Genomic DNA, 16,587 nt, shown 5'->3' with positions numbered 1-16,587 from the left:
CGGGGAACAGAACTAGAACCGGTGTCAGAAATTTCGCGGTTTTCAGGCGTCCACCGCGGCCGCCATCGCGGCACGCGGGGCGGGCCGACCGGTGAACTGCTCGACCTGCCCGTAGGCCTGGTTCAGCAACATCTGCAACCCGCTCACCACGGTGTGCCCGGCGCGTTCGACGGCCGCGGCCAGCGGGGTCGGCCAGGGGTTGTAGATGGCGTCGAGCACCACCGGCGCGACAGCCACCGCCTCGGCCACCAAGGCGCCCGCGGCGGCGGGGATCGTGCTGACCACCGCGCCCGCGCTCGCGCTCGCGCCGCGCACGGCGTCGCTGTCGAACGGGATGATGGTCGCCGCCATCCCGAGCTTGTCGGCCAGCTCCAGCGCACCGCGGGCGCGTACGGCGTCCCTGGCGACCACGGTGACCGACTTCGCGCCGAGTTCGGACAGGGCGAGCAGCGCCGGGCGCGCCGTGCCGCCCGCACCGAGGACGAGCCCCTCCGCGATCTCGGTGACGCCGCCGCCGCGCAGCGCACCGAGCACGCCGTCCACGTCGGTGCAGTCGGCGCGCCAGCCCTCGGCCGTGCGCACCAGGGTGTTGGCGGAGCCGACGAGCACGGCCCGATCGGTGCGCTCGCCGGCGTAGGCCAAGGCGGCCTCCTTGCCGGGCATGGTCACCGACAGGCCGACCCACTCCGGTCCGAGCCCGTCGACGAGTCCGGGCAGCTGTTCGGCCGTGCACTCGATGCGCTCGTAGCTCCAGTCCAGGCCGAGCGCACGGTAGGCCGCCAAATGCAGCTGGGGCGAACGGGAATGCGCGATCGGCTTGCCGAGCACCGCCGCCTTGCGAGCGGATTCACCGTCCACTGTCGAGGATCCCGCTCTGCTGCGCCTTTTCGATATTTCGCAGGTGTTCGGAGTAGCTCTCGGTGAACAGCGTGGTGCCCTTCTTGTCGATCGTCACGAAGTACAGCCAGTCGCCGGGTTCCGGATTCTCCATGGCGCGCAACGCGTTCAGCGAGGGCGCGGAGATCGGGTTGGCGGGCAGGCCGGACATCGCGTAGGTGTTCCACGGGGTGACGGTGGCCCGGTCGTCGTCGGTGGTGGCGACCTCGGTGCGGTCCAGCGAGTAGTTCACGGTCGAGTCGAATTGCAGCGGCTGCTCGACTTCGAGCCGGTTCACGATCACCCGCGCGACCTTCGGCATGTCCTGCGGCAGCGCTTCCCGCTCCACCAGGGACGCCGCGATCAGCGTCTCGTAGGGGCTGAGCTTGTTCTTCCCGCTGGAGGTGAGCAGCCCGGTGGACTCGTAGCTCGCGGCGCTCGAGGTGATCAGCTGGCGCAGGATCTGCTGCGGGGTGCCGCTCGGGTCGAAATCCCAAGTGCCAGCGGCGATCAGGCCCTCGATCTGCCGCTTGCGATCCGGCGCTTCGCGCACCGACTGCTCGGCCCAGGACGGCACGCCGAGCCCGGCGAGGTCGCCGCTGGAGCCCGCGGCGTCGAGCTGTTCATAGGTCACGCACTTCTGCTGCGCGCCCGTGCCGACGCAGCTGGCGGCGGCGATCTTGGTGTAGATCCCCTCCTTACGCGCCCCGGTGTTGACGTCGTGCTGGTCGTGTAGCTGACGTCCTTCGGAGATGACCAGGTTGCCGACCCGCGAGTTCTTGCCGAGCAGCGCGGCGACCGCTTCGGCGGCGGGGCTGCGGCTGGGGATCTGGTAGTACCCGGGCTGCACCGAGCTCATGTTCGAATTGCGCACGGCCGCTTCGAAAAACGCGCCGGTGCTCGCGACGACGCCCTTCTCGACCATGGTCTGGGCGATCTGCGACGAGGTGTCACCGGGATGTACCTGAACGACGACCAGCGGCCCTGCGGGGCCCGCGAAATCCTCCGGCGGCCCGAATTCACCGACCAGTTTCTTGACCGCGAAACCTCCCGCGCCGACCAGTAGCACCGCGAGCACACCGCCGATGAGCCACATGTTGCGGCGCTTGCGCTTGCGCTCGGCCGCCTTGCGGGAGGCCACCCTGGAACGTTTGCCACGCGAACCGCGCGCGAGCCGTGACTCCTTGCCCTTGGCGGCGGGCTTACGCGCCGACGATCGCGCCGCGCGCTCGAGCGGCTCCGGCGGTTCCGGCTCGTCGTAGTCCAGCTCGTCGTCGTAGCCGCCGTCCTCGTACAGCGGCTCGTCGTCGTAGAGCGGCTCGTCGTCGTCGGTATAGCGGGGGATGACGGTGGTGTCGTCCTCGTAGTCGTCCCAGCCGTCGTGCGGCCCGTCCGACCGGCCGCCCGTATCTCGCGCGTCTCTGTCCCAGGCTCGGTCGTCCCGTCGGTAGCGCCGATCAGCCTCCCGCTGTCGGTACCGTTCCTCGGCCCGCGCCCATCGATCAGTCATGCATCGTCTCCGGACGACACGTCCCGCGTCGCTTCCTCGACCGACCTCAACACCGCACTCCGTTCGTCCAACCATCCTTGCAGGATCGACACGGCCGCCGCCTGATCGATCACCTGCCGCTGGCCACGCGCGCGAACTCCACTGTCCCGCAATGCACGTGCAGCTGACACCGTAGTCAAACGTTCGTCGGAAAGCCTGATCGGCACGGGAGCGATCTCTGATCGCAAACGTTCGGCGAACGCGATCGCCAGCCCCGCCGCGGTTCCCTTTTCCCCGCGCAACGTGCGCGGCAGACCGACAATAACCTCAACGGCCTCGTATTCCCGCACAATTTCGGCAATTCTGGCTATATCGGTTGCCGTACCCGTGCCGCGCGCGTTCTTCTTCGCGCGCGGCACGGTCTCCACGGGGGTCGCGAGAATGCCGTCCGGGTCGCTCGAGGCGACGCCGATGCGGACACTGCCGACGTCGATGCCGAGGCGTCTGCCACGGCCGGGATCGGCCGCCGGGTCGGGCCGGTCCGCCGCGTGCGGCAGGCCCGTCGAACGCGAACTCTCGGCGTCGCGCATCACCCGGCGATTTCGGCCACCCGGGCACGGACCGCGGTCAGACCCGCCGCGATCCCGGAGGGGTCGGAACCGGCGCCCTGCGCCATCTCGGGCTTGCCGCCGCCGCGGCCGGCGATGCTCGGCCCGAAGCTGCCGACGAGATCGCCCGCCTTCACGCCGAGTTCCTGCGCGGCCTTGTTCACGGCGACGACGAACGGCACCTTGCCGTCGGCGTTGCCGAGCAGCACCACCACCGCGGGTTCGCTGCCGAAGCGGCCGCGAATGTCGGTGGCAAGGGTGCGCAGGTCGCCGGCGGCGACGCCCTCCGGCGCGGCCGCGGCGACCAGCAGCAGACCGCCGAGGCGCTCGGCCTCGTCCACGAACTTGCCCGCCGAGGAGAGCACCGCGGCGATCTTGGTGCGCTCGAGCTCCTTCTCGGCGACCTTGAGTCGTTCCACCAGCTGCTCGACGCGCGCGGGCACCTCGTCCGAGGGCACCTTCAGCGAGGCGGCGACACCGGCGAGCAGCGCGCGCTCCTTGGCCAGGTACTTGTAGGAGTCCAGGCCGACGAACGCCTCGACGCGCCGCACGCCCGAACCGACCGACGACTCGCCGAGCAGCGTGATCGGGCCGATTTGCGAGGAGTGCTGCACGTGCGTGCCGCCGCACAGCTCCATCGAGAACGGGCCGCCGATCTCGACGACGCGGACCTCGTCGCCGTAGTTCTCGCCGAACAGCGCGAGCGCGCCCATCTGCTTGGCCTTGGGCAGGTCGGTGACGAAGGTGTTGACCGGGAAGTCGGCGCCGACGGCGTCGTTGGAGACCGCCTCGATGTCGGCCTTCTGCTGCTCGGTCAGCTGGCCCTGCCAGTTGAAGTCGAAGCGCAGGTAGCCGGGCTTGTTCAGGGAGCCGGCCTGCACCGCGTTCGGGCCGAGCACCTGCCGCAGCGCGGCATGCACCATGTGCGTGCCGGAGTGGCCCTGGGTCGCGCCGCTGCGCCAGGCCGGATCGGCCTGGGCGAGCACCACGTCGCCCTCGGTGATCTGTCCCTGCTCGACGGTGGTCTTGTGCACCCACAGCTTCTTGGCGATCTTCTGCACGTCGTTGACGCGCAGCTTGAGACCCGCGGCCGTGATGCTGCCGCGGTCGGCGATCTGGCCGCCGGACTCGGCGTACAGCGGGCTGCGATCCAGGATGACCTCGACATCCTGGCCCGCGCTCGCGGCGGGCACCCGGACGCCGTCGGCGATCAGGGCGAGCACGTGCGCCTCGGAGGTGAGTTCGTCGAAGCCGGTGAACTCGGTGGCGCCGCGGTCGACCAGCTCCTTGTAGATGCTCAGGTCGGCGTGCGCGTGCTTGCGGGCGGCGGCGTCCTCCTTGGCGCGCTGCCGCTGCTCGGCCATGAGCGTGCGGAAGCCCTCCTCGTCCACGGAGAGCCCGGCCTCGGCGGCCATCTCCAGGGTGAGGTCGATCGGGAAGCCGTAGGTGTCGTGCAGGGTGAAGGCGTCCGATCCGGCGATCTTGGTGCCGCCCTTGGCCTTCACCGCGGCCGCGGTGTTGTCGAACAGCGTCGAGCCGGTGTTGAGCGTCTTGAGGAACGCCGTCTCCTCGCCGACCGCGACGGTCTCGATGCGGCCGAAGTCGGTGGCGAGTTCGGGGTAGGACGGCGCCATCAGGTCGCTGACCACCTTCATGAACTCGGCCATCACCGGCTTCTCGGCGCCCAGCAGGCGGGCCGAGCGCACGATGCGGCGCAGCAGGCGGCGCAGCACGTAGCCGCGGCCGTCGTTGCCCGGGTTGACGCCGTCGGAGATCAGCATGGCGGCGGAGCGGGCGTGATCGGCGATCACACGGAAGCGCACGTCGTCGGCGTGCTCGACGCCGTAGGACCGGCCGGTCAGCTCCTCGGCCTTGTCGATGATCGGGCGCAGCAGGTCGGTCTCGTAGACGTTCTCCACGCCCTGCAACAGCATGGCGACACGCTCGACGCCCATGCCGGTGTCGATGTTCTTCTTCGGCAGCGAACCGACCGGCGGGTGGCCGAGCTTCGGGCTCAGCTCACCGCGCACGTCCTGCATGAAGACGAGGTTCCAGATCTCGAGGTAGCGGTCCTCGTCCGCGACCGGGCCGCCCTCCTTGCCGTAGGCCGGGCCGCGGTCGTAGTAGATCTCCGAGCAGGGACCGCCCGGGCCGGGCACGCCCATGTCCCAGTAGTTGTCCTTGCCGTCGCGGAACTGGATCCGCTCCTTCGGGATGCCGGCGACCCGGTGCCAGATCTCGGCGGCCTCCGGATCGTCCTCGTAGGCGGTGACCCAGATGCGGTCGGTGTCGAAACCGAAGCCGCCCTCCTCCTGGGACTTGCTGATCAGCTCCCAGGCGAGGGTGATGGCACCCTCCTTGAAGTAGTCGCCGAAGGAGAAGTTGCCCGCCATCTGGAAGAAGGTGTTGTGCCGGGTGGTGACGCCGACCTCTTCGATGTCGCCGGTGCGCACGCACTTCTGGACGCTGGTCGCCCGCGAGTAGGGCGGCGCCTCCTGGCCCAGGAAGTACGGCTTGAACTGGACCATGCCTGCGTTGACGAACAGCAGGTTGGGGTCGGCCAGGATCAGCGAGGCACTCGGCACCTCGGTGTGTCCGGCACGGACGAAATGGTCCAGGAAACGCCGTCGAATCTCGTGGGTCTGCACAGGTATCCAGCCTACCGGTGCGGCGCACCTGGTTTTTCATCGACCGGCCGCTACGGACGCCCCCGGCGACCTTCCGGCGAACCCGGCAGTCGGCGGGCACGTTCCGGCCGATGGCACCACGCCCCTCACTTCCCCCGCACGATGCGGCGCAGGCGGTCGACACGCGGGCCGACCTCGCGTTCGTAGCCGTGGTCGGTCGGGCGGTAGTAGTCCGCGCCGACGAGTTCGTCGGGCGGGTACTGCTGGGCGAGCACGCCGTCGGGGTCGTCGTGCGGGTACTTGTAGCCCTGGGCGTGGCCCAGCAGCGCGGCGCCCGCGTAGTGGCCGTCGCGCAGGTGCGGTGGCACGGCGCCCGCTTTGCCCGCGGAGATGTCGGCCATGGCGGCGCCGAGCGCGGCGGGGACCGCACCGGATTTCGGCGCGGTGGCCAGATGGATGGTCGCGTGAGTCAGCGTGAGCTGGGCCTCGGGCATGCCGATCAGCTGGACGACGTGCGCCGCCGCGACCGCGGTCTGCAACGCCATCGGGTCGGCCATGCCGATGTCCTCGCTGGCGGAGATGACCAGGCGCCGCGCGATGAAGCGCGGGTCCTCCCCCGCGCTCATCATGCGCGCCAGGTAGTGCAGCGCCGCGTCGACGTCGGAGCCGCGGATCGATTTGATGAAGGCGCTGATCACGTCGTAGTGCTGGTCGCCGGCGCGGTCGTAGCGCACGGCGGCCTTGTCCACGCTGGCCTCGACGAGCGCCAGGTCGACGGTGCCGTCGAGCGAGGACTCGGCCGACGCCTCCAGTGCGGTCAGCGCCCGGCGCGCGTCGCCGCCGGCGATCCGCACGATGTGGTCGAGCGCCTCGTCGGTGACGGTGTAAGCGCCGCCGAAGCCGCGCGCGTCGGTGAGCGCGCGCTCGAGCACGACGCGGATGTCGGCGTCGGTCAGCGAACGCAATTGCAGCACCAGCGAGCGCGAGAGCAGCGGCGAGACGACCGAGAACGAGGGATTCTCCGTTGTCGCGCCGACCAGCAACACGATCCGGTTCTCGACTGCGGCGAGCAACGCGTCCTGCTGGGTCTTGGAGAAGCGGTGCACCTCGTCGATGAACAGCACCGTGCGCTCGCCGACGGTCAGCCTCCTGCGCGCCAGGTCGATGACCGCGCGCACCTCCTTCACTCCGGCCGAGAGCGCCGAGAGCGCCTCGAAACGGCGGCCGGTGGCCTGCGAGATGAGCGAGGCCAGCGTGGTCTTGCCGGTGCCCGGCGGACCGAACAGCAGTACCGAGGCCGCGCCGGATCCCTCGATCAACCGGCGCAGTGGCGAGCCGGGGCCGAGCAGATGCTGCTGCCCGACCACCTCGTCCAACGTGGCGGGCCGCATGCGCACGGCAAGCGGCGCGGCGCCGCCGGGCCCGCGGAAGTCCACGCCCGCGCCGCCCAACGCATCCGGCTCCGGTGCCGCATGACCCGGCACGTCGAACAGTCCCTCGCTCATGTCCGCGCCTCGCCGACGCCCGTCCTCGGCATGCGCGACGCGCGCGGGCACACGAATCGCTCGCTCATGCTTTCGACCGTACAACTCGACCCCGACACGCACGGCCACCCCGCGACCCGCCGAGACCGCGCTGTGTCGATTTGCCAGTCCGCCGCGTATCGGCTGTGATCATGAACCGTGGCTGAAAACGTGGTCGTTTCAGATGTCGTCCCGACCGGTCCGTTCGGCAGGCGCGCGCTGCTGAAGGGTGGTGCGGCGGCTGCGGCCACCGCGGGCGCGCTGCTCGTGCCGACGCCCGCGCGCGCGGCGGGCCCGGTGTTCCGGCACGGCGTCGCCTCCGGTGATCCGCTGCCCACCGGCGTCGTCCTGTGGACCAGGGTGACGGTCTCCGACGACGCCACGCCGGGCTCGGGTGTCGGTGCGGACACCTCGGTCCGCTGGGAGATCGCCGACGACGCGGGCTTCGCCTCGGTCGCCGCCTCCGGAACCGCGACGGCCACCGCCGAAGCCGACCACACCGTCAAGATCGACGCGTCCGGCCTGACCCCGGGCCGCGACTACTGGTACCGATTCACCGCGCTCGGCGAGACCTCGCCGGTCGGGCGCACCCGCACCGCGCCCGCTCCCTCGGACACACCGGACCGGCTGCGCTTCGGTGTGGTCTCCTGCTCGAACTGGGAGGCGGGCTACTTCGCCGCCTACCGGCACCTGGCCGACCGCTCGGATCTCGACGCGATCATCCACCTCGGCGATTACCTGTACGAATACGGCCGCGGCAAGTACGGCGGCCGTCACGGCGCGGTGCGGCCGCACGATCCGGCCAACGAGATCGTCACGCTGGCCGACTACCGCATCCGCCACGCCCAGTACAAGACCGATCCGGACCTGGCCGCGCTGCACGCCGTACTGCCGTTCATCTGCACGTGGGACGACCACGAGTCCGCGGACAACTCCTGGTCCGGCGGCGCCAACCACCACGATCCCGCGACCCACGGCAGCTGGGAGGACCGCCGCGCCGCGTCGGCCCGCGCCTACCTGGAGTGGATGCCCGTGCGGGCCACCGGCTCGGGGACGAGCGTGCAGATCTACCGCAGGCTGCGCTTCGGCACCCTCGCCGAGCTGTCCATGCTCGATCTACGCAGCTACCGCGATCAGGAGGTGGCGCCCGGCGCGGGCTGGCGCGAGGTCGACAACCCGGCGCGCACCCTCACCGGCAAGGCCCAGATGGATTGGCTGACCGCGGGTTTGGTCTCGGCGCCGGTGCGCTGGAAGCTGGTCGGCAACTCGGTGATGATCGCGCCGCTGGTCTTCCCGCCGCTGGAGCCTGCGACCACCGTGGCCTTCACCGCCGCACTCGGCGTGCCGCAGTCCGGCGCGCCCGCCAACTCCGATCAGTGGGACGGCTACACCGCCGACCGGCAGCGCCTGTTCCGCGCGATCACCGAACAGCAGGTCGGCGACGTCGTCTTCCTCACCGGCGACATCCACTCGTCGTGGGCCTCGGACCTGCCGATCGACGCCGCGAACTATCCCGGCGGGCCGACGGCGGGCGCGGAGTTCGTCGTCCCCTCGGTCACCTCGTCGAGCATCGGTGAGCTGCTGAAGGCGGCCCCGCGCACCGTGGCGGTCCCGATCGAGGACTCGATCAAGAGCTTCAACCACCACATGCGCTACGTCGAGCTGGAGTCGCACGGGTACGGCGTCCTGGATGTCACCCAGGAGCAGGCGCAGATGGACTGGTTCTACCTGGCCGACGTCACCGATCCGGCGACGGGCGTGCGGCACGGAGCGAGCTTCGCCGTGCCGAGCGGCGGCCGGGTCGAGCCGCGTCCGACGCCCGCGCTCTGACCGGCTACTCCGACCAGCGCTCTTCCAGCATCGCCGACACCTCGTCGGCGAAATCGCCGATCACGTCGTCGCCGGTGCAGCGCGCGTCCTCGGCGAGCGCCGCCCAGCGGTTGATCAGCGCCGCCGAGCGCGGCACCGACAGTCCGTGTTCGCGCGCGGCCGCGATGCGGGTGTGGTCGGCGGGCAGGAACCAGTAGGTGGTGAGCCACACCCAGATGAGGCGCGCTTCCAGGATGCGTTCGGCGAGCACGTCGTCGTCGGCGAGCGCCGGGAACACCCCGACGACCTCCGAACGCCAAGCCTCCACCATCTGCCTGGCCCGATCCCTCGACAGCTCGAAGTCGCACAGGCAGCCGGGGAAGGAGACCAGCGCGTAGGCGATGTCGAGGGTGGCGTCGCGGAAGCCGCCCCACTCGTAGTCCAGGAACCTGGCGCCCTCCTGGTTGAGGATGACGTTGTCCGGGCACAGGTCCGACGGGCTGAACGCGCGGAACCGCCCGGCCGAGAACAGCCGGTTGCCGCGCACGATGCGCTCGGCGATCTCGCCGGGCACTTCGATGCCCAGCTCGCGTTGCAGCATCCCGGGCACCTCGGAGATCGCGGACTCGGCCTGCTGGGCGATGCCGTCGACGCGGTGCACCACCTCGACGCGGCGCAGCAGCGCGACGAAATCGGCCTCGCGCCCGACGGTCGCGGCGTGCATCCGGCCCAGCGCCTGGGCGAAGGCCATCAGCGCGTTGCGGGTGGCCGGCTCGGCGCCGGACTGCAGCACCGCGGTCATCCTGGCGTTCTCGCCGAGATCGGACAGGATGAGCAGGCGGTCGGGCAAGCTGTGTGCGATCAGGTACGCGCCGGGCCGCTGCTCGCGGCTGAGCGCGGTGGTGAACTGGTACGAGACGGCTTCCCGGAGGAACGCCGAATCGATGCTCGCGACGCCGGGGGCCAAGCCTCCGGTGCGGCGGTCCTGAGCGGCTCCGCGCACCTGCTTGACGATCAGCGTCCGGGGTAGCGAGAACGAGTTCTCGGCAACACGCACACGTAGGACTGTCGTCCTACCACTACCGCTGAGTTCCATCGGATCGCTCAGCTTCACCGGAGCACCCATTCGCTTTGTGAGCAACTGTTGTGCTGCGGACACGACTTCGGCGGCGCGTTCGGCCAATAGTGCGGTCATCGCCTCTCAAGCTACTCGCATGGGGTCACTTCTAGCGAGCGGTTACGCAACCTTTCCGCTTCGCTCGGCGTGTCTCGTGTCGTGGTCGCGGACGAAAGCCGTGCTCGCTTGACACCATTGCACGCGTCCGGTTTTCTCATCGTGAACTGCTGTGCGCCACATCGCAAACCAGTTGCGTCGAAAGGTCTACGACATTGACCGACACACCGTCCTCCGCACCGAATGATCCCACAGGCGGCACACCCCGGCAGGGCGGTGGAAGCGAGCGGTTCGCGGCTCAACCGGGGCAGCACGAGAGTAGCGACCCCCACGCTCCGCCGTCCGGCGCGGGTCATTCGCGCCACGAAATGCCTGGTGGAGCGGGGTATCCGCAGTTCGAGGGCCCGGGTGCGGCACAATACGGCGCCGAGCCGGTGGAGCCGCCGCCCGCGGTCGCCGCGCAGCCCGCGTACGGGCCCGCGGGCACGGGGCCGGGCGTGTCGCCGGACGCGCCACAGTATGGAGCGCAGCAGCAATACGGCGCGGCGCAGGAGTACGGGACACACCAGGAATACGCGGCGCAGCAACCGGGTACGATGCCACCCGGCGCGGCGCCCACGGGAGCGGTACCGGGACAACCGATCTACGGCTATCAGGTCGGGACGCCGACCGGTCTCGACGTCGGCCACGCGATCAGCTACGGGCTGGCAAAGTTCCGGTCGAATCCCGCTCCATGGCTAGGAATTACGGCGCTGGGCGTCGTGATCTACCTGATCTTCGTGCTGGTAGTGCAGGCCTTCGAACCGAACACGCTGCTGCCGCTGATGTTGCTCTTCCTCGCGGTGATGGCGGCGCTGTGGTTGTTGCAGGCCGCTATGGTGCGCGGAGCGCTGTACGAAACCGACGGCGCCAAACCGGTTTTCGGTTCGTACTTCAAGTTCGTCAACGCGGGCAACGTCTTGCTGACCGCCCTGCTCGCGTTCCTCGGCACCTGGATCGGTCTGGCGCTGTGCGTATTACCCGGACTCGTCGCCGGCGTGCTGTGCATGTTCGCGCTGCACTTCGTGGTCGATCAGGATCTCGGCCCGTTCGACGCGATCAAGGCCAGCGCGACCCTGGTGGTCAACAACGCATGGAAGGTGTTTCTGCTCGCCTTGTCCGTCGCGGTGATCACCTTCCTCGGCCTGCTGCTGTGCGGCATCGGACTCCTCGTCGCGGGCCCGATATCGATCCTCGCGGTCACCTACGCCTACCGCACCCTCACCGGCGGGCGCATCGCCCCGGTCTAGCCGGATCTTCGCTCGGAGCCCCATCGCGAGAGAGGTGGCGCTGCCACTCCTGCGACTGCGCGGTGCGTTGTGACGGTGCGCGACAGCTGCCGCGCGGGCGATCCCAGGACGGGCGCACCCTGCGACGCGAACGCGCCGCCCGTCACGGAGGCGACTCCGGTGGCGGACGGCGCGTTACCGGCCGTAATGCGGCCTACGACTCGGTGACCTCGAGTTTCACCTCGACCTTTTCCTGCTCCGGCTTGACGTCCAAGCCCGCCTCCTTGCGCTGCTGCGCGGTGATCGGCGCGGGCGCGTCGGTCAGCGGGTCGACGCCGCCGCCGGTCTTCGGGAAGGCGATGACCTCGCGGATGGAGTCCAGACCGGCCAGCAGGGCGGTGATGCGGTCCCAGCCGAAGGCGATGCCGCCGTGCGGCGGAGCACCGTAGGCGAAGGCGTCGAGCAGGAAGCCGAACTTCTCCTGCGCCTCGTCGTGGCTGATGCCCATCACCTTGAACACCCGCTCCTGCACGTCACGGCGGTGGATACGGATCGAGCCGCCGCCGATCTCGTTGCCGTTGCAGACGATGTCGTAGGCGTAGGCGAGCGCCGAATCGGGGTCGGTGTCGAAGGTGTCCATCGACTCCGGCTTGGGCGAGGTGAACGCGTGGTGCACCGCGGTCCACGCCGAATGCCCAAGCGCCACATCGCCACTCGCGGTCGCGTCGGCGGTGGACTCGAACAGCGGCGCGTCCACGATCCACACGAACGACCAGGCGTTCTCGTCGATCAGCCCGACCTTGCGCGCGATCTCGCCGCGCGCCGCGCCGAGCAGCGCGCGCTGGGCCTTGGCCGAGCCCGCGGCGAAGAAGACGCAGTCGCCGGGGACCGCGCCGACGTGCTTGGCCAGCCCTTCGCGTTCGGCGTCGCTGAGGTTCTTGGCGACCGGGCCGCCGAGCGTGCCGTCCTCGTTCACCAGCACGTAGGCCAGACCCTTGGCGCCGCGCTGCTTGGCCCACTCCTGCCAGGCGTCGAGCTGGCGCCGCGGCTGGTTCGCCCCGCCCGGCATCACGACCGCGCCGACGTAGGGCGCCTGGAACACCCGGAACGGGGTGTTTTCGAAGTACTCGGTGCACTCGGTGATCTCGACGCCGAAACGCAGATCCGGCTTGTCGGACCCGAAGCGGCGCATGGCCTCGGCGTAGGTCATGTGCGGGATCGGGGTCGGGATCTCGTAGCCGATGAGCTTCCACAGCGCGACCAGGATCTCCTCGGCCAGCAGGATCACGTCCTCCTGGCGCACGAAGCTCATCTCGATGTCGAGCTGGGTGAACTCGGGCTGGCGGTCGGCGCGGAAGTCCTCGTCGCGGTAGCAGCGCGCGATCTGGTAGTAGCGCTCGATGCCGCCGACCATGAGCAGCTGCTTGAACAGCTGCGGGCTCTGCGGCAGCGCGTAGAAGTTGCCCGGCTGCAGCCGCGCGGGCACCAGGAAGTCACGGGCGCCCTCGGGGGTGGAGCGCGTCATCGTCGGCGTCTCGACCTCGATGAACTCGTGGTGGGCCAGCACCGCGCGGGCCGCGGCGTTGACCTTCGAGCGCAGCCGGATGGCGTGGCCGGGCCCTTCGCGGCGCAGGTCGAGGTAGCGGTACTTGAGGCGCGCCTCGTCACCGGGCTGCTCGTCGAGCTGGAACGGCAGCGGGGCGCTCTCGTTGAGCACCTCCAGCTTGCTCACGTTCACCTCGATCTGGCCGGTCGGCAGCTCGGGGTTCTCGTTACCGTCCGGGCGCTGCTCGACCACGCCGGTGATCAGCACGCAGTACTCGGCGCGCAGCCGGTGCGCCTGCTCGGCGGCCTCGCCTTCGCGGAACACCACCTGCGCCACACCCGACGCATCGCGCAGATCGATGAAGATCACGCCACCGTGGTCGCGCCGCCGGGCCACCCATCCGGTGAGGGTGACGGTCTGACCGGCGTGCTCGCTTCGCAGCGAACCAGCCAAGTGGGTGCGCAGCACGGGATTCCTTTCGACGACTCCGGCACCGGCGGGGCGTCGCCGGATGCGGTTGCCATCGTAGTTAGACACGTTCGTCGAGGGGAAACCGATATCCACGCGGCCGTGTCAAGCTGTAGCCAGCAGGTCGCCCGCCAACCGCACGAAACGCCACGAAGGACCATGATGACGTTCAACGAAGGGCTGCAGATCGACCCGGACCGAGCCTCTTCCGGCGGACCGGGCATGGGCGGCAAACTCGCACTCGGCGGCGGAGCGGGTGGTCTGATCCTGCTGGTGATCACGCTGCTGCTCGGCGGCGACCCCGGCTCCGTGCTCGGCCAGTTCACCGGCGCCCAGGACACCCAGCAAACCCAGCCCGGCACGGCGGGCACCCCGGAACACTGCAAGACCAGCGCGGACGCCAACAAGTACGTCGACTGCCGGGTCGTGCTCACCGCGCAGAGCCTGGACGCCGTCTGGGCGAGCGAACTGCCCGAACAAACCGGCAAGCGCTACGTGGAGCCGGAGCTGGTGCTGTTCTCCGGCGCGGTCGCCACCGGCTGCGGCAACGCCACCAGCGACGTCGGTCCCTTCTACTGCCCCGCCGACCAGACCGCCTACTTCGACGTCCGCTTCTTCCAGGAGCTGACCGACCGCTTCGGTTCCAGCGGCGGCCCGCTCGCCCAGGAGTACGTGGTCGCGCACGAGGTCGGCCACCACATCCAGAACCAGCTCGGTGACATCGGCCGCGCCCAGCGCGACCCCCGCGGACCGGAATCGGGCGCGGTGCGCACCGAGCTCCAGGCCGACTGCTACGCGGGCATCTGGGCCTACTACGCGGACAAGACGCCCGCGCCCGGCAGTGACCGGCCGTTCCTGCGGCAGCTGTCCGACACCGACATCGACGACGCCCTCTCGGCGGCCTCCGCGGTCGGCGACGACCGCATCCAGCGTGCGGCGCAGGGCCGGGTCAATCCGGAGGCGTGGACGCACGGGTCGTCCGAACAGCGGCAGAAGTGGTTCCTCACGGGCTACCGCACCGGGCAGGTGCGGGCCTGCGACACCTACTCCGCACCCGACCTGAACAACCCGCCCGCGCTGCGCTGAGCCGAGCATCGCGACCCGTCCTGCGCCTACCACACCGGCTGATCAGGGCGAATGCCGTGCGAGAGGGTTGTTCGCGCGCCCGCCCGCGATCTACCGTGAACTAGTGATCAGCTGCGGCGACCGGCAGCGCGACTTCACGCACCCCAGGTACGGCGAGCCCGCCCGAAGGCGATCGCCGTACCCGATCGGACAGCGATTCCACGAGCGCCTGCCCGCGGTGCACTCGTGGTCGCATCGGGCGCGTTCCAGAACGGTCACCCGATCGCGCCTCGGCGACGACTTCCGTTCGGCGGGTCCACAGGCGACCACGAATACGCCGGGCGTCCCGGGCGCCAGGATCTCGCACGCGCAGACAAAGGCGTCGCCGCACACAGCTTCCGGAGCACGCCGACGCGCAGCCGTCGCGGCGCGCCCCCTCCACGACTTCTCGCCGTTCCACCGATTGTCCCGAGCGCTGACCGTTCCCTCGGCGCTCGCGGTCGCGGTGCGAAACGGACCACTTCGAAGGGCATGATCATGCGTTATCTCGTTCTCGGTTACGGCGTCGTCAGCTATCTGGCATTCCTCGCCGCGTTTCTCTACGCGATCGGTTTCGTCGGCAACTTCTGGGTTCCCCGCAGCATCGACGCGGGAGTGGAGGCTTCGATCGGTGAGGCCATCGTGGTCAACGCGCTCCTGCTCGGCGTGTTCGCCATCCAGCACAGCGTGATGGCGCGTCCGGCGTTCAAACGCCGGTGGACGCGGGTGGTTCCGCCGTCCGTGGAGCGCAGCACCTATGTGCTGCTGGCCAGCCTGGCGCTGTTCCTGCTCTATTGGCAGTGGCGGACGATGCCCGCCGTCGTCTGGGACGTCGACGCCACGGCCGGGCGGATCGTTCTGTGGGCGTTGTTCTGGATCGGCTGGGTCACCGTGCTGCTGTCGACGTTCATGATCAACCACTGGGACCTTTTCGGTCTGCGCCAGGTCTATCTCGCCTGGCGTGGGGAGCCCTACCGCGACCTCCCGTTCCGGACCACGTTGTTCTACCGCGTGATTCGGCACCCGATCATGCTCGGCTTCATCGTCGCGTTCTGGGCCACGCCCACGATGACGGCCGGTCACCTGTTCTTCGCGGCGATGACCACGGGTTACATCCTCATCGCGCTGCAACTCGAAGAGCGCGATCTCATGGCCTCTTTCGGCGATCGGTACAGCGACTACCGGCACCGCGTACCGATGCTGGTGCCCTTGCCGCGACACCACGACACGACGCCGACCGCGCAGCATCGCCCGGCGTAGGGATCCACTACCCCGGGTTCGTCTCGCCGGCCGGACAACGCACACGATAGGCCCGCATCGATGCCGCATCGGCGCTACGCTCGTCGGCGTCCGAAGCCCCTGCGCCGGAGCGAGTCCGCGCTCGCTTCCCGGTCGAGGCGCTCGTCCGACGCTGCCGAGATGGGATGTTCATGCGCAGAACGTTGTCGACCCTGGTTGTCCTCGCGATGCTGTTCGCGACCGGCTCGGGCGTCGCCGCGGCCGATCCGGCCGTGCCGGAGGTCCCAGCTACGACAGCACCGGAAGCTAATCCGCCTGTGCCCGCGGCTCATCCGCCCGTACTCGTTCCCGCGCCGGTGCCCGCCAGGTCGACCGTCGCGCTGCTCACCCTGACGACGATGCCGCACGGCTGGCAGGAACGGATCGATCTGCGTCCGCTGCTCCAGGTCTACGCCGACGGCCGCGCGGTCAGCCAACCGGATGCCATTGCGCCCGAACGGAATCCGAACACTCCACCGCGTCAGGTCGACGGCGCGGTCCGGCGCGAGGTGATCGATGCCGCCCTGGCCGAGATCACGGCGCTGTCCACCGTCGACCTCGGCATGCCCGTCTCGGGCGACGGCGGCAGTCGGATCATCGACGTGATGCCCGAACCGCCGGGCCAGAACCTCCACCTGATCGTGTACGGGCCCGACTCGACCGACGGCCTGACCGCCGAACAGCAGAACGCGCGCAAGCGTTTCGCGGACGTCTATCGCAGTCTGCTCGACGCTTTCGTCGCCGATCGCTGATCGCCGGACGGCTGACGACTGATCGACGCCACCCTCCCGATTGCGCTTCGCCCGGCCGAATCCTG

At 69.7% G+C, this 16,587-nt stretch carries 12 protein-coding genes; 5 read left to right on the top strand and 7 right to left on the bottom strand.

The features are described 5' to 3' along the window. Positions 1 to 42 precede the first annotated feature (42 nt). The 5 genes from FB390_RS17340 to FB390_RS17320 form a co-directional block, all read right to left on the bottom strand. A complete protein-coding gene (locus tag FB390_RS17340) occupies positions 43 to 858 on the bottom strand; it encodes a shikimate dehydrogenase (protein WP_141809864.1) in 816 nt (271 codons plus the stop codon). Then, positions 848 to 2,386 (bottom strand): endolytic transglycosylase MltG, encoded by a 1,539-nt coding sequence (gene mltG / locus FB390_RS17335; protein WP_141809863.1) that lies wholly within the window; start codon positions 2,384 to 2,386, stop codon positions 848 to 850. The genes FB390_RS17340 and mltG overlap by 11 nt, the downstream gene beginning before the upstream one ends. Beyond that, positions 2,383 to 2,922, bottom strand: a complete 540-nt coding sequence (ruvX, locus tag FB390_RS17330) for a Holliday junction resolvase RuvX (RefSeq protein WP_425465910.1) — start codon at positions 2,920 to 2,922, stop codon at positions 2,383 to 2,385. Before ruvX ends, mltG begins: the two co-directional genes overlap by 4 nt. Positions 2,923 to 2,954: 32 nt before the next feature. Beyond that, a complete protein-coding gene (gene alaS / locus FB390_RS17325; protein ID WP_141809861.1) occupies positions 2,955 to 5,621 on the bottom strand; it encodes an alanine--tRNA ligase in 2,667 nt (888 codons plus the stop codon). 125 nt (positions 5,622 to 5,746) lie between these two features. Continuing rightward, the gene (locus FB390_RS17320) at positions 5,747 to 7,105 is read right to left on the bottom strand and encodes a replication-associated recombination protein A (protein ID WP_141809860.1); all 1,359 of its coding nucleotides are present in this window, start codon (positions 7,103 to 7,105) and stop codon (positions 5,747 to 5,749) included. A 189-nt stretch (positions 7,106 to 7,294) separates the two neighbouring features. Here FB390_RS17320 and FB390_RS17315 point away from each other — a divergent pair, with 189 nt between their 5' ends. Next, positions 7,295 to 8,953 (top strand): alkaline phosphatase D family protein, encoded by a 1,659-nt coding sequence (locus FB390_RS17315; protein ID WP_141809859.1) that lies wholly within the window; start codon positions 7,295 to 7,297, stop codon positions 8,951 to 8,953. Positions 8,954 to 8,957: 4 nt separating this feature from the next. Here FB390_RS17315 and FB390_RS17310 read toward each other — a convergent pair whose 3' ends face one another. Beyond that, the gene (locus FB390_RS17310; RefSeq protein WP_141809858.1) at positions 8,958 to 10,127 is read right to left on the bottom strand and encodes a phosphotransferase family protein; all 1,170 of its coding nucleotides are present in this window, start codon (positions 10,125 to 10,127) and stop codon (positions 8,958 to 8,960) included. A 347-nt stretch (positions 10,128 to 10,474) separates the two neighbouring features. On the opposite strand from FB390_RS17310, the gene FB390_RS17305 reads away from it, so the two are divergent. Then, positions 10,475 to 11,395 (top strand): hypothetical protein, encoded by a 921-nt coding sequence (locus FB390_RS17305; RefSeq protein WP_246124070.1) that lies wholly within the window; start codon positions 10,475 to 10,477, stop codon positions 11,393 to 11,395. 193 nt (positions 11,396 to 11,588) lie between these two features. Here the strand turns inward: FB390_RS17305 and aspS are convergent, their stop codons facing one another. Next, entirely contained in the window at positions 11,589 to 13,388 is a 1,800-nt protein-coding gene (aspS, locus tag FB390_RS17300; RefSeq protein ID WP_141811847.1) for an aspartate--tRNA ligase, read from the bottom strand. Between the two features lie 162 nt (positions 13,389 to 13,550). Here aspS and ypfJ point away from each other — a divergent pair, with 162 nt between their 5' ends. The 3 genes from ypfJ (at position 13,551) to FB390_RS17285 (ending at position 16,522) form a co-directional block, all read left to right on the top strand. Next, on the top strand, positions 13,551 to 14,474 hold the full coding sequence (gene ypfJ / locus FB390_RS17295; protein WP_141809856.1) for a KPN_02809 family neutral zinc metallopeptidase: 924 nt from the start codon (positions 13,551 to 13,553) through the stop codon (positions 14,472 to 14,474). Positions 14,475 to 14,987: 513 nt separating this feature from the next. Then, positions 14,988 to 15,752 (top strand): methanethiol S-methyltransferase, encoded by a 765-nt coding sequence (gene mddA / locus FB390_RS17290; RefSeq protein ID WP_185757253.1) that lies wholly within the window; start codon positions 14,988 to 14,990, stop codon positions 15,750 to 15,752. 170 nt (positions 15,753 to 15,922) lie between these two features. Continuing rightward, positions 15,923 to 16,522: a hypothetical protein gene (locus FB390_RS17285; RefSeq protein ID WP_141809854.1), complete on the top strand. Its 600-nt coding sequence runs from the start codon at positions 15,923 to 15,925 to the stop codon at positions 16,520 to 16,522. Positions 16,523 to 16,587: the final 65 nt, after the last annotated feature.

The sequence above is a fragment of the Nocardia bhagyanarayanae genome (genome assembly GCF_006716565.1).
Classification (GTDB): domain Bacteria; phylum Actinomycetota; class Actinomycetes; order Mycobacteriales; family Mycobacteriaceae; genus Nocardia; species Nocardia bhagyanarayanae.
Note: the sequence above shows the minus strand (reverse complement) of the source record. Positions and strands in the feature narration are given on the sequence as shown.